Genomic DNA, 21,305 nt, shown 5'->3' with positions numbered 1-21,305 from the left:
GATCGCGATGGAAGAGAAGCTGCGCTTCGCCATCCGTGAAGGCGGCCGCACCGTCGGCGCCGGCGTCGTGTCGAAGATCATCAAGTGATGGGACAGGTAGGATGGGCAGTAATGCCCATCCTACGGGTTGGACGCGCGGGGGTGACCCCGCGCGTTTTTCATTAGACAGGCCTTGTTCTGCGAGGGAGGCACCGATGGACCTGACGATCTGACCTGCGGTTTCAATTGAAACGAAGATCAGAAAGGCTCATCCCATGCCATTCCTTGACGCGGATGCCGTGCATCCCCTGACTTTTCCCGATGGCACCGTGCACCGCGACATGGTGCACCTGTCGCGCGTGATCGTTCATCCCAACATCACGGTGGGCGATTACAGCTATGCCAATGACTTTGACCCGCCCGCGCCGGATGGCTGGGCCGCACGCCTGGCCCCCTATCTTTATCCCGGAGCGCCGGAGCGGCTGATCCTCGGGCGGTTCTGCCAGATCGCGCATGGCGTGCGGTTCATCACGGCTTCGGCCAATCACGCGATGGGGGGGATTACGACCTATCCCTTCGGGGTCTTTGACCCTGACACGCTGGAGGCGTTCAAGGCGGGGTTCGAGGCATTGCCCGATACCGTGATCGGGCATGATGTCTGGATCGGCCATGGCGCGTTGATCCTGCCCGGGGCGCAGATCGGGAGCGGGGCGATCATCGGCGCGAGTGCGGTGGTGGCGGGGGACGTGCCGCCCTATGCCATCGCGGCGGGCAATCCGGCGCGGGTGATCCGGCACCGTTTCAGGGCGGAGGAGGTGGCGCGGCTGTTGCAGATCGCGTGGTGGGATTGGCCGCCTGCGCGCATCCGCGCGGCACTGCCTGCGCTGCTGGCGGGGGATGTGGCGGCGCTTGAGCGGTGCTGATCCGGGGGCGTGGCGGAAAAACTGGCGCGGCGGGTCATATGGCTGCGAGGCCCCCCTTGATTTCCCGCCGCCCATGCCGTAACCCCGCCGCAGGCCTAGGGGTATAGCTCAGTTGGTAGAGCATCGGTCTCCAAAACCGAGGGTCGCGGGTTCAAGTCCTGCTGCCCCTGCCAGGCCGATCCGGGTGCGCTGAGGCGGCAGGATCGGGCCGTACGGGCAGGCCACCGCAGCGCGCGGGGCGCGCCACGAAATCACCATAGAATCTTCCGATAGGCGGCGGGTTGGCACCATGCGGCGGGCTTATTCGCGCCTCAGTCTGGGGTGTGTTTCTGATCGGGGGTGCCCCATGTTCCGTTTGATCGCGCTGATCTTTTCCCTGCCGTGGCCCGTGCTGGTGCTGCTGGCGGGCGGCCTGTTCTGGATGGGGCATGACGCCAAGCAGAAGGCCGTGGCCGTCGAGGCGGAAAAGGTGCAGGCGCTGGCGGATGGGCAGCCGGTGGCGGTGCCGCTGGACGAATATGATGCCGAGGTGCGGCATCCGGCGGGCGAGGTGCATGTGACCGCCTGGGTGAACCCGGCCTATAACTATGAATTGACCAAGCAGAAGCGGGGCACCGATACGGTGCGGCGCATGTTCGTGCTGTTCGGCCCGGGCGATGCGCTGGACAGCCGGGTGGCGCGGGGGATCGTCCTGATCCGCCCCCAACAGGTGGATGCGTTCCTTGAGCTGATGATCGCGCAGGTGACGGGCGAGTTCGATGGGCGGCTTCTGTTCAACCTGAACGGCGCGCGGGGCGACACGGCCGGCATCGGTGACATGGTGGAGGACGCGCTGGATGAGCAGGGGCTGATGAAGGCGGCGGATTTCGTTGTGGTCGAGCCCTATTTCAAGGGGCGCGAGGCCGCGCTTGCCCCCGATCCGGATGCCGGAGCGACAAGCCTGCAGGTTTTCGGTGTGCTGGGTGGGGTGCTTCTGCTGGTGGCGGTGCGCAATGCACTGGTGCGGCGCAAGCTGCCAGAGCGGAAGCGGTCGCTGGCCGAGGTGGAAATCCCGCCGGTCGGGGCGCCCATCTCCCATTATGCGGTGCCGCAGGCGAAGGGGGCCGTGGCGCCCCCGCCGCCGCCGGTGGATGGGACATGGTCGCCGCTTGAGGCCGTGCGCGCAAGGCAGGCCGCGCGCGATGGTGTGGCCCCTGCGCCGGTCGGCTTTGGGGCCGGTGGCGACCACCCGGTCCGCGAGGATCGGGCAGAACGTCCGAGCGGGCGGACGCGCGGGATGCGGGCGCCGGTGGCGTTGGTCGGGGCGCTTGGGCTTTACTTCGTGATCTATCTGGTCTTTGGGGGCCTGACACCGACCAGCACGCTGAACGGCATCCCGGAGGGCGGGATCGCGGATAAGCTGATGGGGGGAATTCTTGGCTTTGACATGTCGGAGGTTGAGGCCAACTTTGGCACGGGCCCGACGCCTGTCATGGATGAGGCATTGCCGCCCACCCCTGTGACGCCAGTGCCGACGGAGGCGGCCCCTTCGGCGCCGATGCCGCAGGGGATTGCGGGCATGGCGCAGCCCTTGCCGCAGGTCGGGGACACCCCGGCGCCCAAGGATCAGGTGCAGGAGGATATTGCGGCGGGAGTCCCGCCTGCGGAAGCCGTCCGCAGGGCCATTGTGGCCGAGTTTCCAGAGGAGGAGACCGGGCCGGTGTTCCTGACCCCGGGCGGGGAGGCGCCTGTCGCAGAGGCCGGACTGGGGCAGAGGTTGCGCGATCTGATCCCGCAGGGTTTGGGCCGGATCATCCCGCTGCCGGAGGCCGGGTCGGCGCAGGCATCTGAGAGCGCGGGGCCGGACCTGCCCTTGCCCCTTCCGCTGCTGGTTGCGGTGGTCGCGGCGGGGGCGGCGGGGCTGCTTTTAATGATCATGGCGATGCGGCTGCTGCTGTCGCGGCGGGGGACGGGGCTGGTCGGTGGGGGACAGGCGCGCCGCGATCCGTGGGACCGGCTGTCGGACCGCCTGCGCTGATGCCTTGAATTCCGGGGCGAGGCGGCGTATTTGCCGTGCAACCTTATTTCCGCGGACGTGAGCCATGGCCAAGACGAACCCCCTGACCTTTCTGCAGCAGGTGCGCACCGAAGTCGGCAAGGTCGTGTGGCCGACCCGGCGTGAGGTGGTGCTGACCACGATCATGGTGTTCATCATGGCCGCGCTGATGGCGACGTTCTTCAGCCTTGTGGATCTGGGGATCCGCACCGGTCTGCGCGCGATTCTGGGCTGATCGCGCCGCTTCTGGGCCGCGCGACTGCGGAGGGTGGCCCGGATTTGCCTTGAATTCATTGGGGCGCGCTTGTATCTGCGCCCCTGATCAAGGAACACGGGCGCGCAGCGATTCGAGCGGCGCGCTTTGTTGTGTTCCTGAAAGCACTGAAATTTCAGGGGGTTGATCCCCCGTTGACGCAAGGTGGATGAGGCATGGCGAAGCGCTGGTATTCGGTGAGCGTTCTCTCGAACTTCGAGAAGAAGGTTGCCGAGCAGATCCGGACGGCCGTGGTGGAAGCCGGGCTGCAGGACGAGATCGACGAGGTGCTGGTGCCGACCGAGGAAGTCCTTGAGGTGCGGCGCGGCAAGAAGGTGACGAGCGAGCGGCGATTCATGCCCGGCTATGTGCTGGTGCGGATGGAGATGTCGAACAAGGGCTATCACCTGATTTCGTCGATCAACCGGGTGACCGGGTTCCTTGGTCCGCAGGGCAAGCCGATGCCGATGCGGGACGCGGAAGTGAACGCGATCTTGAACCGCGTGGAAGAGGGCGAGGCGCAGCCGCGCAACCTGATCCGGTTCGAGATCGGCGAGAAGGTGAAGGTCACGGATGGCCCGTTCGAGGGCTTTGACGGGATGGTGGAAGAGGTGGACGAAGACCACAGCCGCCTGAAAGTGTCCGTGTCGATCTTTGGCCGGGCGACCCCGGTCGAATTGGAATTCACGCAGGTCTCGAAAGGGGCCTGAGTGCATCGCGTGGGAGGCGAGCGCCCCTTTTCGGGGTGACGGACCGGACCACTAAACCGCATCTTCGGATGCTGTGACAAAGGAGATGGCCCATGGCCAAGAAAGTAATCGGCAGCCTCAAGCTGCAAGTGAAGGCCCAGCAGGCCAACCCGTCGCCCCCGGTTGGTCCGGCGTTGGGTCAGCGCGGGCTGAACATCATGGCCTTCGTGAAGGAATTCAACGCGAAGACCGCTGACATCGCGCCGGGCACGCCGACGCCGGTGATCATCACCTACTATCAGGACAAGTCGTTCAGCCTTGAGCTGAAGACGGCGCCTGCGTCCTTCCTGCTTAAGCAGGCTGCCGGTCTGCCGCCGGTCGGCAAGCGCAACCGGGCGAAGGGCTCTTCGAAGCCGGGCCGCGAGGTTGCGGGCACGGTGACCGTGGCGCAGGTGCGCCAGATCGCCGAGACGAAGATGAAGGACCTGAACGCGAATTCGGTGGAAGCTGCGATGCAGATCATCCTGGGTTCGGCGAAGTCCTGCGGCATCGAAGTGAAGGGCTGAGATCATGGCAAAGCTGGGTAAGCGCGCGCGTGCCGCGCAGGAGATTTTCGGCACTGCCTCGAACCTGTCGGTCGAGGAGGCGGTCGCCCTGATCAAGAAGGCGGCTTCGGCCAAGTTCGACGAGACGGTTGAAATCGCGATGAACCTGGGTGTGGACCCCCGCCATGCGGACCAGATGGTGCGCGGCGTGGTGCAACTGCCGAACGGCACGGGCAAGACCGTGCGCGTGGCGGTGTTCGCCCGGGGCGCCAAGGCCGATGAGGCCAAGGCGGCTGGCGCGGATATCGTGGGTGCGGAAGACCTGATGGAAACCATCCAGTCGGGCAAGATCGAGTTTGACCGTTGCATCGCGACGCCGGACCTGATGCCGCTGGTGGGCCGTCTGGGCAAGATCCTGGGCCCGCGCAACCTGATGCCGAACCCGAAGGTCGGCACCGTGACGATGGACGTGAAGACGGCTGTCGAAGCGGCGAAAGGCGGCGAAGTGCAGTTCAAGGTCGAGAAGGCCGGTGTGGTGCATGGCGGGATCGGCAAGGTGTCGTTTGACGCCGAGAAGCTGGCGCAGAACGTGCGCGCCTTTGTCGATGCCGTGAACAAGGCCAAGCCGTCGGGGGCAAAGGGCGCCTATCTGAAGAAGGTGTCGCTGTCCTCCACCATGGGGCCGGGCGTTTCGGTCGATCTGGCCTCGGCCACCGCGAACTGATTGACCGCAGGGTCGGTAAGTTGATTAAGTAGGGGCGGGCATCCGGTGACGGGTGCCCGCTTCGTTTTGCGTGTTGGTGCGCGTTTGGCCCCGAGGGGCGGAGGGTGCGGGTGAAGGACGGTTTGGCGAAGGCTGGGTTGGTGCCGGAGCGCGGGCGGATCGCCGTCTATTCCTGCTATTTCGGGCAGTATGAGCCGTTTCACGCCCGCGCCACGGGGGCCGAAGGCGCGTGGGACCGCATCATCTTTACCGATCATGCCGATCTGGCGGCGCCGGGGTGCCGGGTGGTGCGGCTGGAGGCCGGGCTTGCGGGGTTTGAGGGGCTGACGCCAAAGCATCTGTCGCGCCTGCCCAAGCTGTGGCCCGAGCGGTTTCTGGCGGCCTATGACTGGGTGATCTATGTGGACAACCGGGCGCGGCTGGATGTGTCGCCCGCCGATCTGATCGCGCGGCTGGAGGCGGCGCAGGGTGGGGTGGCACCGGCGGGGCGGTATCTGGTGCGCCATCAGGGGCGCGGCTGTTCGTGGCGCGAGGCAGAGGTGTGCCACCGGCGCGAGAAACTGGAGGATGCGGAATATGCCCGCCTGCGGGCGTGGTTCGCCGAGACGGGCCTGCCGCGCGAGGCAGGGCTGTTCGTGAATACGGCGCTGGTGCAGAAGATGGGATCGGAGGCGACAGCGCGCCTGAATGAGGCGTGGTTCCGCGCCTTTGTGGAGATTGCGGGGCGGGATCAGGTGCTGTTGCCGAACCTGATGCGGATCCATGATCTGCCGCAGCAGGACCTGGGGATGCCGCTCGAGGCCTTTGTGCGCTGGCCCATCTTCGGGTTTCAGGTGCGCAACCGGTTCCGCAAGGGAATGGCCTTGCCGGATGGATGGGACGATCCGCCGCCCAAGGCGGTGCAGGGCGAAATGAAAGCCGACCGGGGGGCCGGTGCGGGGCAGCGACAGGAGATGCAGGTGCAGGATTTCAAGCGGAAGCAGAAGCTCGAGAACCGTCTGGCCGAGGAAGAGGCGCGGCGTCTGGCCGAAGGGCATGTGATCGTCGGCGAGGACGACATGAAGCTTTTCCGCTATGGCGCGGAGGGTGACGTCGATCTGGAGCTGTATCGCAAGGTGCAGACCGAGGCGAACAAGATGAAGATCAAGAACCAGTTCGTGCCCGAGGATCACATCGCCATCCTGTCGCGCTACATGCTGGACAAGGGGGCGCTGCCGGTGTCGGGCATCTGCCACGGCACGCGGCGGGGCAATGAACAGATGTGGTTCCGCCAATACCTTGGCCCGCAGGCCGAGATTTTCGGGACGGAGATTTCGGACACGGCGACGCAGTTTCCGCACACGATCCAGTGGGATTTCCACGAGGTGGACCCGGCCTGGGTGGGGGCGATGGACATGGTTTATTCCAATTCATGGGATCATGCGCATGACCCCGAACGCGCCTTTGCCGGATGGATCAGCTGCCTGAAGCCGGGCGGGTTCCTGATGCTGGATCATGGGTGGAACTATCTGCCTGACCGGGTTTCGGCTATGGATCCGTTCGGGATTTCCGAGGCGGGGCTGGTGAAGATGCTGAACCGTCTGGGCGCGGCCACGGGCGAGGTGGCCGAGGTGATCGACGGCGGGGCGCACAAGCAGCACCCGATCCGCACGGCGATCTTTCGGGCGCGGGCCTGAGGGGCGATGCGGCGCGCAGAAGGAAGGGCTTGGAAAGGGCGGGTGGAATGGATATTCACCGCTGGTGCTGTGCCTGCGTGATTCGTCACGCTGGTTCGGCATACTTTGTCCGAGACGGTGGGTGCAGGGCTTAGGCCTGGCTTAATTTCCCTCCTGAGATGAGTGAACGAGACGGATTTCCGGGGGTTTTCCTCGGGCGATCAGGACCTCGGGACATCATTCGGACCCGAATGCCCCTGCTTGCGGGGGCCTACATGAGCCGGGGGGAGACCCCCACACTTGGAGTGAAACTGTGGATAGAGCCCAGAAAGAGAAAGTGGTCGATGAACTCGGCCAGATCTTCGAAAGCTCTGGCGTTGTGGTGGTTGCCCACTACACGGGTATGACGGTTGCACAGATGCAGGACCTGCGCGCGCAGATGCGCGCTGTTGGCGGGTCCGTCCGCGTTGCCAAGAACAAGCTCGCCAAGATCGCCCTTGAAGGGAAACCCGGCGCACAGATGGGTGACCTGCTTACGGGCATGACCGTGCTTGCCTATTCGGAAGACCCTGTCGCTGCGGCGAAGGTCACCGAGGCCTATGCCAAGACGAACGACAAGTTCGTGATCCTTGGCGGGGCCATGGGCAATGCGGTTCTCGACCAGGCCGGTGTCAAGGCTGTGGCTTCCATGCCGTCGCGCGAAGAGCTTATCGCTCAGATCGTGTCGTGCATCGGGGCGCCTGCCTCGGGCATCGCTGGTGCGATTGGCGCGCCTGCTTCGAACATCGCAAGCATCCTGTCCACCATCGAGGAAAAGGCCGCGGCCTGATCCGAGACATACCCGCGTGGTTGACCCCACAGCGTTGGACCCCATCTTAATAGAACGGAATGAGCAAAATGGCTGATCTGAACAAACTCGCCGAAGACATCGTCGGCCTGACCCTGCTGCAGGCTCAGGAACTGAAAACCATCCTGAAGGACAAGTACGGCATCGAGCCGGCCGCCGGTGGCGCCGTCATGATGGCCGCTGGTCCGGCTGCTGGCGCTGCTGCGGCCCCGGCCGAAGAGCAGACCGAATTCGACGTCGTCCTGACGGACGCCGGCGCGAACAAGATCAACGTGATCAAGGTCGTGCGCGAAATCACAGGTCTGGGCCTGAAGGAAGCCAAGGACCTGACCGAAGCCGGTGGCAAGGTCAAGGAAGGCATCTCCAAGGCTGACGCCGAGGCGATGAAGAAGAAGTTCGAAGAGGCTGGCGCCAAGGTCGAACTGAAGTAATCGGGCAGGATGCGACGCGCATCCTGACATCGGTTTTCAGGCTGGGTCGGGGATTTCCCCGGCCCAGCCGAACCTGTCTTGAAAGGGGCATTCGATCGCCCGGTGGCGTGGGTGCCCCTTTCAAGGCGCGGTTCGAGGTTCGGGAGCTTTCCGGTGGGACGGGGGGCATGAATGGAACCTGAGTACCCCCTTATCGCAAACGGCGCGCGCCCGTGGCCCCGACGGACCCGCGCCAGCGACACGAGAAAAAGGTGACGACGCACATGGCGCAAGCTTACGTTGGCCAGAAACGCATCCGCCGCTATTATGGCAAGATCCGTGAAGTCCTCGAGATGCCGAACCTCATCGAGGTTCAGAAATCCTCTTATGACCTGTTCCTGAAATCGGGCGATGGCGACAAGCCTGCCGATGGCGAGGGGATTCAGGGAACCTTCCAGTCGGTCTTTCCGATCAAGGATTTCAACGAGACGGCGGTGCTGGAGTTCGTGAAATACGAGCTTGAGAAGCCCAAGTATGACGTGGACGAGTGCCAGCAGCGCGACATGACCTATGCGGCGCCGCTGAAGGTGACGCTGCGCCTTATCGTGTTCGATGTTGACGAGACGACCGGCGCGCGGTCGGTGAAGGACATCAAGGAGCAGGACGTCTATATGGGCGACATGCCCCTGATGACGTCGAACGGCACGTTCATCGTGAACGGGACGGAGCGGGTCATCGTTTCCCAGATGCACCGTTCGCCCGGCGTGTTCTTTGACCATGACAAGGGCAAGACCCATTCTTCGGGCAAGCTTCTGTTCACCTGCCGGATCATTCCCTATCGCGGGTCGTGGCTGGATTTCGAGTTTGACGCCAAGGACATCGTCTTTGCGCGGATCGACCGCCGCCGCAAGCTGCCGGTGACGACGCTGCTCTATGCGCTGGGCATGGATCAGGAAGGCATCATGGATGCCTATTACGACACGGTGTGGTTCAAGCATGTGAAGAACAAGGGCTGGGTGACCAAGTTCTTCCCGAACCGCGTGTCGGGCACGCGCCCGACCTATGATCTGGTCGATGCGGCGACGGGCGAGGTGATCCTGAAGGCGGGCGAAAAGGCCACGCCGCGGATGGTGAAGAAGTGGAAGGATGATGGCGCGATCACGGAACTGCTGGTTCCGTTCGATCACATCGTGGGCCGCTATGTCGCCAAGGACATCATCAACGAGGAAACCGGCGAGATCTGGGTCGAGGCCGGTGACGAGCTGACGATGGAATATGACCGCGACGGCGCGGTGAAGGGCGGCAGCCTGAAGGTTCTGCTCGATCAGGGCATCACCGACATTCCGGTGCTGGACATCGACAACGTCAATGTCGGCCCCTACATGCGCAACACCATGGCGGCGGACAAGAACATGGGCCGGGATACCGCGCTTATGGATATCTACCGCGTGATGCGCCCGGGCGAGCCGCCTACCGTGGAAGCGGCCAGCGCGCTGTTCGACACGCTGTTCTTTGACAGCGAGCGTTATGACCTGTCGGCCGTGGGCCGGGTGAAGATGAACATGCGTCTGGATCTGGCCAAGCCCGATACCCAGCGCACGCTGGACCGCGAGGACATCATCGCCTGCATCAAGGCGCTGACGGAACTGCGCGACGGCAAGGGCGAGATCGACGATATCGACCACCTCGGCAACCGCCGGGTGCGTTCGGTGGGCGAGCTGATGGAGAACCAGTATCGCGTGGGCCTGCTGCGGATGGAGCGCGCGATCAAGGAGCGGATGTCGTCGGTGGAAATCGACACGATCATGCCGCAGGACCTGATCAACGCGAAGCCTGCCGCGGCGGCGGTGCGTGAGTTCTTTGGCTCCAGCCAGCTGTCGCAGTTCATGGACCAGACCAACCCGCTGTCGGAAGTCACCCACAAGCGCCGCCTGTCAGCACTGGGGCCGGGCGGTCTGACCCGCGAGCGTGCAGGGTTCGAAGTGCGCGACGTGCACCCGACGCATTATGGCCGGATGTGCCCGATCGAGACGCCGGAAGGCCAGAACATCGGCCTGATCAACAGCCTTGCGACCTTCGCCCGCGTGAACAAGTACGGCTTCATCGAGACGCCTTACCGCAAGGTGATGGACGGCAAGGTGACCGACGAGGTCGTCTACATGTCGGCCACGGAAGAAATGCGCCACACCGTGGCGCAGGCCAACGCGAACCAGGATACCGAGGGGCGGTTCAAGGATGACCTGATCTCCAGCCGGAAGGCCGGGGAATTCATGCTGAACCCGCCGGATGCGATCGACCTGATCGACGTGTCGCCGAAGCAGCTTGTTTCGGTAGCGGCGTCGCTGATCCCGTTCCTTGAGAATGACGACGCGAACCGCGCGCTGATGGGGTCGAACATGCAGCGTCAGGCGGTGCCGCTGCTGCAATCGGACGCGCCTTTCGTGGGCACGGGGATCGAGGCCGTTGTGGCCCGCGATTCCGGGGCGGCGATCATGGCGCGGCGGGCGGGGATCATCGACCAGGTCGATGCGACCCGTATCGTTGTGCGCGCGACCGAGATGCTGGAACCCGGCGAGCCAGGCGTGGACATCTATCGCCTGCGCAAGTTCAAGCGTTCGAACCAGTCGTCCTGCATCAACCAGCGCCCGCTGGTGAAGGTGGGCGATACGGTCGGGCGTGGCGAGGTGATCGCGGATGGCCCCTGCACCGATCTGGGGGAACTGGCGCTGGGTCGGAACGTGGTCGTCGCGTTCATGCCGTGGAACGGCTATAACTATGAAGACTCGATCCTGATTTCGGAGCGCATCCTGCGCGATGACGTGTTCACCTCGATCCATATCGAGGAATACGAAGTCGCGGCGCGCGACACGAAGCTGGGGCCGGAAGAAATCACCCGCGACATCCCGAACGTGGGCGAGGAAGCGCTGCGCAACCTCGACGAGGCCGGGATTGTCTATATCGGGGCCGAAGTGCAGCCGGGCGACATTCTGGTGGGCAAGATCACACCCAAGGGCGAAAGCCCGATGACGCCGGAAGAAAAGCTCTTGCGCGCCATCTTTGGTGAAAAGGCAAGCGATGTGCGCGACACGTCGCTGCGCCTGCCGCCGGGGGCCTATGGCACGATCGTGGAAGTGCGTGTGTTCAACCGCCATGGCGTGGACAAGGACGAGCGTGCGCTGCAGATCGAGCGCGAGGAAGTCGAACGTCTGGCGCGCGACCGCGACGACGAATTGGCGATCCTTGAGCGCAACATCTATGCGCGCCTGAAAGCGCTGATCATGGGCAAGACGGCGGTGAAGGGACCGAAGGGCATCAAGGCCGGGTCCACCATCGACGACGAACTGCTGGGCACGCTGTCGCGCGGCCAGTGGTGGCAGCTTGCGCTGGGTGAAGAGGCCGAGGCGAAGGAAGTTGAGGCGCTGCACGATCAGTTCGAGGCGCAGAAGCGCGCGCTGGATCACCGGTTCGAAGACAAGGTCGAAAAGGTGCGTCGGGGCGATGATCTGCCTCCGGGCGTGATGAAGATGGTCAAGGTGTTCGTTGCGGTGAAGCGCAAGCTGCAGCCGGGCGACAAGATGGCCGGTCGTCACGGGAACAAGGGTGTTATCTCCAAGGTCGTGCCGATGGAGGATATGCCGTTCCTGGCCGATGGCACGCCGGTTGACCTTGTGCTGAACCCGCTGGGGGTGCCGTCGCGGATGAACGTTGGGCAGATTCTGGAAACCCATATGGGCTGGGCCGCGCGCGGCCTTGGCCTGAAGATCGACGAGGCCTTGAAGGAGTATCGTCGGTCGGGCGACCTGACCCCGGTGCGTGAAGCGATGCGCATCGCTTATGGCGACGACACCTATGACGAGGTCTTTGCGGGCCGCGACGAGGATGAGTTGCTGGAACTGGCGGGCAACGTGACGCGCGGCGTTCCGATTGCGACGCCCGTCTTTGACGGAGCGAAGGAGTTGGACGTGAACGACGCGCTGCGCCGGGCCGGGTTCGACCAGTCGGGCCAGTCGGTGGTGTTCGATGGCCGGACGGGCGAGCAATTCGCGCGGAAGGTCACGGTGGGCGTGAAATACATGCTCAAGCTGCACCACCTGGTGGACGACAAGCTGCACGCCCGTTCGACGGGGCCGTACTCGCTTGTGACCCAGCAGCCGCTGGGTGGTAAGGCGCAGTTCGGTGGTCAGCGTCTGGGGGAGATGGAGGTCTGGGCTCTGGAAGCCTATGGCGCCGCCTATACCCTGCAAGAGATGCTGACGGTGAAGTCGGACGACGTGGCAGGCCGGACCAAGGTTTACGAGTCGATCGTCAAGGGCGAGGACAACTTCGAGGCGGGCGTTCCCGAGAGCTTCAACGTGCTCGTCAAGGAAGTTCGCGGCCTCGGCCTGAATATGGAACTCCTGGATGCGGAGGAGGAGTGAGCGGTATCGCCGGTCACCCCTGTAGGATGGGCAATATTGCCCATCCTACAAAGCGCCCTCTTTCAAGGATTTGGAAATGAACCAGGAACTCAGCACCAACCCGTTCAACCCGGTTGCGCCGATCAAGACCTTCGACGAGATCAAGATCTCTCTGGCCAGCCCGGAGCGGATCCTGTCGTGGTCGTTCGGCGAGATCAAGAAGCCGGAAACCATCAACTATCGCACGTTCAAGCCAGAGCGTGACGGCCTGTTCTGCGCCCGTATCTTCGGGCCGATCAAGGATTACGAATGCCTGTGCGGCAAGTACAAGCGCATGAAGTATCGCGGCGTTGTCTGCGAGAAATGCGGTGTGGAAGTGACGCTGCAGAAGGTGCGGCGCGAGCGGATGGGCCATATCGAACTGGCCGCGCCCGTCGCCCACATCTGGTTCCTGAAATCGCTGCCCAGCCGCATCGGCCTGATGCTGGACATGACGCTGCGGGATCTGGAACGCATCCTGTACTTTGAAAACTATGTCGTCATCGAACCCGGTCTGACGGATCTGACCTATGGTCAGCTGATGACGGAAGAAGAGTATCTGGACGCGCAGGATCAGTATGGCGCGGATGCCTTCACCGCCAATATCGGCGCCGAAGCGATCCGCGAGATGCTGGCCGCGATCGACCTTGAGCAGACCGCCGAGCAGCTGCGCGAGGATCTGAAAGAGGCGACGGGCGAGCTGAAGCCGAAGAAGATCATCAAGCGGCTGAAGATCGTGGAGAGCTTCCTCGAGTCGGGCAACCGGCCGGAATGGATGGTTCTGACCGTGCTGCCGGTGATCCCGCCGGAACTGCGCCCGCTGGTGCCGCTGGACGGGGGCCGCTTCGCGACGTCCGACCTGAACGACCTGTACCGTCGGGTGATCAACCGGAACAACCGTCTGAAGCGGCTGATCGAGCTGCGTGCGCCCGATATCATCGTGCGCAACGAAAAGCGGATGCTGCAAGAGGCGGTGGATGCGCTGTTCGACAACGGCCGCCGCGGCCGCGTGATCACGGGCACCAACAAGCGCCCGCTGAAATCGCTGTCCGACATGCTGAAGGGCAAGCAGGGCCGGTTCCGCCAGAACCTGCTGGGCAAGCGCGTGGACTTTTCGGGCCGTTCGGTCATCGTGACCGGGCCGGAACTGAAGCTGCATCAGTGCGGCCTGCCGAAGAAGATGGCGCTGGAGCTGTTCAAGCCGTTCATCTATTCGCGGCTTGAGGCGAAGGGGCTGTCCTCCACCGTCAAGCAGGCGAAGAAGCTGGTGGAGAAGGAGCGGCCGGAGGTCTGGGATATCCTCGATGAGGTCATCCGCGAACACCCTGTGCTGCTGAACCGTGCGCCGACGCTGCACCGTCTGGGCATCCAGGCATTCGAGCCGATCCTGATTGAAGGGAAGGCGATCCAGCTGCACCCGCTGGTCTGTTCGGCGTTCAACGCCGACTTTGACGGCGACCAAATGGCCGTGCACGTTCCGCTGTCGCTGGAAGCGCAGCTGGAAGCGCGCGTTCTGATGATGTCCACGAACAACGTGCTGTCGCCTGCGAACGGCGCGCCGATCATCGTGCCGTCGCAGGACATGGTGCTGGGGCTGTACTACGTCACCATGGAACGCAAGGGCATGGTCGGCGAAGGCATGGCCTTTGCCGATATCGAGGAAGTGGAACATGCGCTGGCTGCCGGCGTGGTGCATCTGCATGCCTCGATCACCGCGCGCATCAAGCAGGTGGATGACGAAGGCAACGAGGTCTGGAAGCGGTTCAAGACGACGCCGGGCCGGTTGCGGCTGGGCAATCTTCTGCCGCTGAACGCCAAGGCGCCGTTCGAACTGGTGAACCGCCTGCTGCGGAAGAAGGACGTGCAGAACGTCATCGACACCGTCTACCGCTATTGCGGGCAGAAAGAGTCGGTCATCTTCTGCGACCAGATCATGGCGCTGGGCTTCCGCGAGGCGTTCCGCGCGGGGATCTCGTTCGGCAAGGACGACATGCTGATCCCGGATTCCAAGTGGACCATCGTGAACGAGGTTCGCGATCAGGTGAAGGAATTCGAACAGCAGTACATGGACGGCCTGATCACGCAGGGCGAAAAGTACAACAAGGTGGTCGATGCCTGGTCGAAGTGCTCCGACAAGGTGGCGGCCGAGATGATGGCCGAAATCTCTGCCGTGCGCGTCGATGACGCGGGGGCCGAGAAAGAGCCGAACTCGGTCTACATGATGTCGCACTCGGGTGCGCGGGGTTCGCCTGCGCAGATGAAGCAGCTTGGCGGGATGCGCGGCCTGATGGCCAAGCCGTCGGGCGAGATCATCGAGACGCCGATCATCTCGAACTTCAAGGAAGGTCTGACCGTTCTTGAATACTTCAACTCCACCCACGGGGCGCGGAAGGGCCTTGCGGATACGGCGCTGAAGACCGCGAACTCGGGCTATCTGACGCGGCGTCTGGTGGACGTGGCGCAGGATTGCATCGTGCGCGTGCAGGATTGCGGCACCGAGCGGGCGATCACGGCGGAAACCGCGGTGAACGACGGCGAAGTGGTGCAGTCGCTGGCCGAGCGGGTGCTGGGCCGGGTGGCGGCGGATGACATCCTTGTTCCGGGTTCCGACGAGGTGATCGTCGCGCGCGGCGAGCTGATCGACGAACGCAAGGCCGACCTGATTGATCAGGCGGGTGTCGCGTCGTGCCGGATCCGCAGCCCGCTGACCTGCGAGGCGGAAGAGGGTGTCTGCGCGGCCTGCTATGGCCGTGACCTTGCCCGCGGCACGCTGGTGAACATCGGGGAAGCGGTCGGCATCATCGCCGCCCAGTCCATCGGGGAACCCGGCACGCAGCTGACGATGCGGACCTTCCACATCGGCGGCATCGCGCAGGGTGGCCAGCAGTCGTTCCTTGAAGCGTCGCAGGAAGGCAAGATCGAGTTCCGCAACGCGAACCTTCTGTCCAACGCCAATGGCGAGCAGATCGTGGTGGGGCGGAACATGTCGATCGCCATCATGGACGAGGCCGGGCAGGAGCGCGCGGTCCACAAGGTGAGCTATGGCGCCAAGATCCATGCCAAGGACGGCATGGCGGTGAAGCGCGGCACCAAGCTGTTCGAGTGGGACCCCTACACGCTGCCGATCATCGCCGAAAAGGGCGGTGTGGCGAAGTTCGTCGATCTGGTTTCGGGCATTTCGGTGCGCGAAGAGACCGACGATGCCACGGGCATGACGCAGAAGATCGTGTCGGACTGGCGGTCGGCGCCCAAGGGCAATGACCTGAAGCCCGAGATCATCATCATGGATCCTGCCACCGGGGAACCGGTGCGGGCGGAAAACGGCAACCCGATCACCTATCCGATGTCGGTGGACGCGATCCTTTCGGTCGAAGACCAGCAGGACGTGCGCCCCGGTGACGTGGTGGCGCGTATCCCGCGCGAAGGGGCCAAGACCAAGGACATCACCGGGGGTCTTCCCCGCGTGGCGGAACTGTTCGAGGCACGCCGTCCGAAGGACCATGCGATCATCGCGGAAACCGATGGCTATGTGCGGTTCGGCAAGGACTACAAGAACAAGCGCCGCATCACGGTGGAGCCGGTGGACGAAACCCTGCAGGCGATCGAATACATGATCCCGAAGGGCAAGCACATCCCTGTGCAGGAAGGCGACTTCGTGCAGAAGGGCGACTACATCATGGATGGCAACCCCGCGCCGCATGACATCCTGCGCATCATGGGTGTCGAGGCGCTGGCGAACTACATGATCGACGAGGTGCAGGACGTCTATCGTCTGCAGGGCGTGAAGATCAACGACAAGCATATCGAAGTGATCGTGCGCCAGATGCTGCAGAAGCTTGAAGTCCTTGACGGGGGCGACACCACGCTTCTGAAGGGCGAACAGGTGGAGCGCATCGAACTGGACGAGGAGAACGCCAAGGCACGGGCCCGTGGCCTGCGCGAGGCGAAGGCCGAGCCGGTTCTGTTGGGCATCACCAAGGCCAGCCTGCAGACCCGCAGCTTCATCTCGGCGGCGTCCTTCCAGGAAACCACCCGCGTACTGACCGAAGCTTCGGTTCAGGGCAAGCGCGACAAGCTGGTGGGTCTGAAGGAGAACGTCATCGTGGGCCGTCTGATCCCGGCAGGGACGGGTGGCGCCACGAGCCGCGTGAAGAAGATCGCATCGGATCGCGACCAGCATGTGATCGAAGCGCGCCGGTCGGAGGCGGAAACCGCCGCCGCGCTGGCCGCGCCGGTCGAGATGCCGGGCAGCGATGCGGATGCGGCCTTCGCCGACACGATCGACAGCCGGGATTGATCCAGGACAGATCTGAAAAGGGCCGTCGCAGCGATGCGGCGGCCCTTTTCCTTTGTCGGTCCGGCTGATAGCGATGCGCGCCAAGGGGAGAGCATGCCGATATCCGACAACCTGCGCGGCGCGATCTACATGATGGTGGCGATGGCTGCCTTCACGGTGAATGACAGTATGATGAAGGCCGCGACGCAGACCCTGCCACTTTGGCAGGCGATTGCGATGCGGGGCTTGCTGACGCTGGGGCCGCTGGTCTTGATCGGCATGGCGATGGGCGGGCTGCGGCTGGCCATGCCCCGGCGGGACCGGGGGATCGTGGCGATCCGGTCGGTGGCAGAGGTTGCCTCTACCCTGCTGTTCCTTGCGGCGCTGGTGCATATGCCCTTGGCCAACCTGTCGGCGATCCTGCAGTCGCTGCCGCTTGCCGTGGCGCTGGCGGCTTGGGCGGTGTTCGGCGATCCGATCGGCTGGCGGCGGATCACGGCGATCGTTGTGGGTTTCGCGGGCGTTCTGATCATCATCCGCCCGGGGCCGGACGGGTTTGACATCTGGTCGCTGATGGGGCTGGCCTCGGTCGGCTTTGTGGTGGTGCGGGACTTGTCTACGCGGCAGTTGTCGCGGGCGGTGCCTTCGGCGACGGTGGCGGTGCTTGCCTCGACGGCGGTGACGGTGACGGCGCTGGTCCTGTCGCTGCCCGCGGGGTGGCAGGCGGTGAGCCTGCGCGAGGGTTTGCTGATCGCGGGGGCGGCGGCGGCGCTGGTGGTCGGCTATAACTTCGTGGTCATGGTGATGCGGGTGGGCGATATCGGTTTCATCGCGCCGTTCCGGTATACGGCGCTGCTCTGGGCGATCTTTCTGGGCTGGCTGGTCTTTGGCACGTTGCCGGATGGGCTGACATTGGTCGGGGCGGCGCTGGTGGTGGGATCGGGGATATTCACCCTGTGGCGGGAGCGGAAGGTGAAGGCCGCCCAAGGTGCCTAAGGCGCGGCGGGGCGCTTGTTGACATCGCCTGCGACTCCCCCTATACGCCCGTCACCTGATGTGCTGGCCCCTGTTGGAGTCGGCCATTTGATATCGAAAAGTGAGTGGTCATGATCCGGGCGCAGGCCCCGATCCTCTGGAATTCCACCGCGTCGTCCCCGCGAAGGGGGCGCATGCGGTTTTGGCGTTTTGCGATCCGCGCAGGGCGTCAGTCGAGAAGCAGCGCGCCGGGAGATTGGCGCGAGTATTGACAACGCCTGTAAGGGCAAATCGGGGTACGTGAATGCCGACGATCCAACAGCTGATCCGCAAGCCGCGGGAAGCGAAAGTAAGAAGGTCCAAGTCGCAGCACTTGGAATCCTGCCCGCAGAAGCGTGGCGTGTGCACCCGCGTGTACACCACGACGCCGAAGAAGCCGAACTCTGCTATGCGGAAGGTCGCCAAGGTGCGCCTGACCAACGGTTTCGAGGTGATCAGCTACATTCCCGGCGAAAAGCACAACCTTCAGGAGCACTCGGTGGTTCTGATCCGTGGCGGCCGGGTGAAAGACCTTCCCGGTGTGCGCTACCACATCCTCCGCGGCGTTCTGGATACCCAGGGCGTGAAAGACCGTCGTCAGCGTCGTTCGAAATACGGCGCCAAGCGTCCGAAGTGAGGAGATAGAGCATGTCCCGTCGTCACGCCGCCGAAAAGCGCGAAATCCTGCCCGATGCCAAGTATGGCGATCGGGTTCTGACCAAGTTCATGAACAACCTGATGCTGGACGGGAAGAAATCCGTCGCAGAATCGATCGTCTACGGCGCGCTGGAGCGCGTGCAGACCCGCCTGAAGCGCGAGCCGATCCAGGCCTTCCACGAGGCGCTGGAAAACGTGAAGCCCTCCGTCGAAGTGCGGTCGCGCCGCGTCGGTGGTGCGACCTATCAGGTGCCCGTCGAAGTGCGCAGCGAACGCCGCGAGGCACTGGCCATCCGCTGGCTGATCATCGCTGCCCGCAAGCGCAACGAGAACACGATGGAAGAGCGTCTGGCCGCCGAACTGGCCGATGCTGTGCAGAACCGCGGCACCGCCGTGAAGAAGCGTGAAGACACCCACAAGATGGCCGACGCGAACAAAGCGTTCAGCCACTACCGCTGGTAAGGGCTTATCATGGCACGCGAATATCCGCTGGAACGCTATCGCAACTTCGGGATCATCGCCCATATCGACGCGGGCAAGACCACGACGTCCGAACGTATCCTTTACTACACCGGCAAGTCGCACAAGATCGGCGAAGTACATGACGGCGCCGCGACGATGGACTGGATGGAGCAGGAGCAGGAGCGGGGGATCACCATCACCTCGGCTGCGACCACGACCTTCTGGAACCGTCAGGTCGATCCCGGTCAGGACACTTCGGACAAGTCGAAGAAGTTCCGCTTCAACATCATCGACACCCCCGGCCACGTGGATTTCACCATTGAGGTGGAACGTTCGCTGGCCGTTCTGGATGGCGCTGTGGTGCTGCTGGACGGCAACGCCGGCGTGGAGCCGCAGACAGAAACCGTGTGGCGTCAGGCTGACCGCTACAAGGTGCCGCGGATCGTGTTCGTCAACAAGATGGACAAGACCGGCGCGGACTTCATGAAATGCGTGCGCATGATCAAGGACCGGACCGGCGCGAATGCCGTGCCCGTGGTTCTGCCGATCGGTGCCGAAGACAAGCTGGAAGGGATCATCGACCTCGTGACCATGGAAGAATGGGTCTATGAGGGCGAAGATCTGGGCGCATCGTGGAAGCGCAAGCCGATCCGTGAATCGCTCAAGGCAGAGGCCGATGAGTGGCGCACCAATCTGGTGGAAACCGCCGTGGGTCAGGATGACGCCGCGATGGAATCCTATCTGGAAGGCAATGAGCCGACGCCGGAAGAGCTGCGCGCGCTGATCCGCAAGGCGACGCTGGCCATCGACTTCATCCCGGTTCTGGCCGGCTCGTCGTTCAAGAACAAGGGCGTGCAGCCGCTGCTGAACGCCGTGATCGACTATCTGCCCTCGCCGCTGGACGTGCCGCCTTACGAGGGCTTCGCTCCGGGCGACGAGACGGAAACCCGCAACATCGCGCGGTCGGCCGATGACGAGCAGCCCTTCTCGGGCCTTGCGTTCAAGATCATGAACGACCCCTTCGTAGGCTCCCTGACCTTTACCCGGATCTATTCGGGCAAGCTGGCCAAGGGCGACGCGATGATGAACTCGACCAAGCAGCGCCGTGAGCGCGTTGGCCGGATGATGATGATGCACGCCATCGAGCGTGAGGAAATCACCGAAGCCTTCGCGGGCGACATCATCGCGCTGGGCGGTCTGAAGGAAACCACCACGGGGGATACGCTGTGCGATCCGAACGCGCCGGTGGTTCTGGAAACCATGACCTTCCCGGTCCCCGTGATCGAGATCGCCGTGGAACCCAAGACCAAGGCCGACCAGGAAAAGATGGGCATCGCGCTGGCACGTCTGGCGGCGGAAGACCCGTCCTTCCGGGTGGAAACCGATCTGGAATCGGGTCAGACCATCATGAAGGGGATGGGGGAACTTCACCTCGACATCCTGGTTGACCGGATGCGCCGCGAATTCAAGGTCGAGGCGAATATCGGTGCCCCGCAGGTGGCCTATCGCGAGACCATCTCGCGCGAGCATGAGATCGACTACACGCACAAGAAGCAGACCGGGGGTACGGGTCAGTTCGCGCGCGTGAAGCTGATCATCTCGCCGACCGAGCCGGGCGAAGGCTATTCGTTCGAGTCCCGGATCGTGGGCGGTGCGGTGCCGAAGGAATACATCCCCGGCGTTGAAAAGGGCATCAAGTCGGTGATGGACTCCGGTCCTTTGGCCGGCTTCCCGGTGATCGACTTCAAGGTGGCGCTGATCGACGGTGCCTTCCACGACGTCGACTCCTCGGTGCTGGCGTTCGAGATCGCGTCCCGTGCGGCGATGCGCGAAGGCCTGAAGAAGGCCGGGGCGAAACTGCTTGAGCCGATCATGAAGGTCGAGGTGGTCACGCCGGAAGAATATACCGGCGGCGTGATCGGCGACCTGACCTCGCGTCGGGGCATGATCAACGGGCAGGACAGCCGCGGCAACGCGAATGTCATCGCCGCGATGGTCCCGCTGGCCAACATGTTCGGCTACATCAACCAGCTGCGGTCGATGACGTCTGGCCGGGCCGTGTTCTCGATGGAGTTTGACCATTACGAGGCCGTGCCGCAGAACATCTCGGACGAGATCCAGAAGAAGTACGCTTAACCGGTGTGGCGGGGTGAACCCCGCCCTACCAAACCGTAGGCCGGGGGTCCCCCCGGCACCACCGAAGATATCAGGAGGCCATCATGGCAAAGGCAAAGTTTGAACGGACGAAACCGCACGTCAACATTGGCACGATTGGCCACGTTGACCACGGCAAGACGACGCTGACGGCGGCGATCACGAAGTATTTCGGCGAATTCCGCGCCTATGACCAGATTGACGGTGCGCCGGAAGAGCGTGCGCGCGGGATCACGATTTCGACCG

17 protein-coding genes and 1 tRNA gene are annotated in these 21,305 nt (G+C 63.7%); all 18 read left to right on the top strand.

Annotated features, from left to right (window positions below; translation table 11 throughout):
• Nucleotides 1–88 (top strand): EF-Tu C-terminal domain-related protein (locus GU920_RS19105; protein WP_161768704.1); only part of this gene is annotated, 88 nt, incomplete at its 5' end.
• A 166-nt stretch (nucleotides 89–254) separates the two neighbouring features.
• On the top strand, nucleotides 255–902 hold the full coding sequence (locus GU920_RS19100; RefSeq protein WP_161768703.1) for a CatB-related O-acetyltransferase: 648 nt from the start codon (nucleotides 255–257) through the stop codon (nucleotides 900–902).
• 97 nt (nucleotides 903–999) lie between these two features.
• A tRNA-Trp gene (locus GU920_RS19095) sits at nucleotides 1,000–1,075 on the top strand.
• A gap of 173 nt (nucleotides 1,076–1,248) precedes the next feature.
• Complete coding sequence (locus tag GU920_RS19090; protein ID WP_161768702.1) at nucleotides 1,249–2,919, top strand: hypothetical protein; 1,671 nt, start codon at nucleotides 1,249–1,251, stop codon at nucleotides 2,917–2,919.
• A 64-nt stretch (nucleotides 2,920–2,983) separates the two neighbouring features.
• Entirely contained in the window at nucleotides 2,984–3,172 is a 189-nt protein-coding gene (gene secE / locus GU920_RS19085; protein ID WP_161768701.1) for a preprotein translocase subunit SecE, read from the top strand.
• Nucleotides 3,173–3,366: 194 nt separating this feature from the next.
• Nucleotides 3,367–3,900: a transcription termination/antitermination protein NusG gene (gene nusG / locus GU920_RS19080; protein WP_161768700.1), complete on the top strand. Its 534-nt coding sequence runs from the start codon at nucleotides 3,367–3,369 to the stop codon at nucleotides 3,898–3,900.
• A gap of 92 nt (nucleotides 3,901–3,992) precedes the next feature.
• Nucleotides 3,993–4,445: a 50S ribosomal protein L11 gene (gene rplK / locus GU920_RS19075; RefSeq protein WP_161768699.1), complete on the top strand. Its 453-nt coding sequence runs from the start codon at nucleotides 3,993–3,995 to the stop codon at nucleotides 4,443–4,445.
• 4 nt (nucleotides 4,446–4,449) lie between these two features.
• Nucleotides 4,450–5,148 (top strand): 50S ribosomal protein L1, encoded by a 699-nt coding sequence (rplA, locus tag GU920_RS19070; protein WP_161768698.1) that lies wholly within the window; start codon nucleotides 4,450–4,452, stop codon nucleotides 5,146–5,148.
• A 110-nt stretch (nucleotides 5,149–5,258) separates the two neighbouring features.
• Nucleotides 5,259–6,824, top strand: a complete 1,566-nt coding sequence (locus tag GU920_RS19065; protein ID WP_161768697.1) for a hypothetical protein — start codon at nucleotides 5,259–5,261, stop codon at nucleotides 6,822–6,824.
• Between the two features lie 292 nt (nucleotides 6,825–7,116).
• Nucleotides 7,117–7,632: a 50S ribosomal protein L10 gene (gene rplJ / locus GU920_RS19060; RefSeq protein WP_161768696.1), complete on the top strand. Its 516-nt coding sequence runs from the start codon at nucleotides 7,117–7,119 to the stop codon at nucleotides 7,630–7,632.
• 68 nt (nucleotides 7,633–7,700) lie between these two features.
• Complete coding sequence (gene rplL / locus GU920_RS19055) at nucleotides 7,701–8,081, top strand: 50S ribosomal protein L7/L12 (protein WP_031339559.1); 381 nt, start codon at nucleotides 7,701–7,703, stop codon at nucleotides 8,079–8,081.
• A 263-nt stretch (nucleotides 8,082–8,344) separates the two neighbouring features.
• On the top strand, nucleotides 8,345–12,478 hold the full coding sequence (gene rpoB / locus GU920_RS19050) for a DNA-directed RNA polymerase subunit beta (RefSeq protein WP_161768695.1): 4,134 nt from the start codon (nucleotides 8,345–8,347) through the stop codon (nucleotides 12,476–12,478).
• Nucleotides 12,479–12,554: 76 nt separating this feature from the next.
• The gene (gene rpoC / locus GU920_RS19045; RefSeq protein ID WP_161768694.1) at nucleotides 12,555–16,793 is read left to right on the top strand and encodes a DNA-directed RNA polymerase subunit beta'; all 4,239 of its coding nucleotides are present in this window, start codon (nucleotides 12,555–12,557) and stop codon (nucleotides 16,791–16,793) included.
• A gap of 93 nt (nucleotides 16,794–16,886) precedes the next feature.
• On the top strand, nucleotides 16,887–17,768 hold the full coding sequence (locus GU920_RS19040; protein WP_161768693.1) for a DMT family transporter: 882 nt from the start codon (nucleotides 16,887–16,889) through the stop codon (nucleotides 17,766–17,768).
• A gap of 283 nt (nucleotides 17,769–18,051) precedes the next feature.
• Complete coding sequence (gene rpsL, locus GU920_RS19035; protein WP_023667098.1) at nucleotides 18,052–18,423, top strand: 30S ribosomal protein S12; 372 nt, start codon at nucleotides 18,052–18,054, stop codon at nucleotides 18,421–18,423.
• An 11-nt stretch (nucleotides 18,424–18,434) separates the two neighbouring features.
• On the top strand, nucleotides 18,435–18,905 hold the full coding sequence (rpsG, locus tag GU920_RS19030) for a 30S ribosomal protein S7 (RefSeq protein WP_161768692.1): 471 nt from the start codon (nucleotides 18,435–18,437) through the stop codon (nucleotides 18,903–18,905).
• A gap of 9 nt (nucleotides 18,906–18,914) precedes the next feature.
• The gene (gene fusA, locus GU920_RS19025) at nucleotides 18,915–21,041 is read left to right on the top strand and encodes an elongation factor G (protein ID WP_161768691.1); all 2,127 of its coding nucleotides are present in this window, start codon (nucleotides 18,915–18,917) and stop codon (nucleotides 21,039–21,041) included.
• An 83-nt stretch (nucleotides 21,042–21,124) separates the two neighbouring features.
• Nucleotides 21,125–21,305: GTP-binding protein (locus tag GU920_RS19020; RefSeq protein ID WP_235933369.1), on the top strand; the 181-nt coding region annotated here is incomplete at its 3' end.

Origin of the sequence: Paragemmobacter ruber, from assembly GCF_009908315.1 — a bacterium.
Classification (GTDB): Bacteria; Pseudomonadota; Alphaproteobacteria; order Rhodobacterales; family Rhodobacteraceae; genus Paragemmobacter; species Paragemmobacter ruber.
This window is presented reverse-complemented; position numbering and strand designations above follow the sequence as displayed.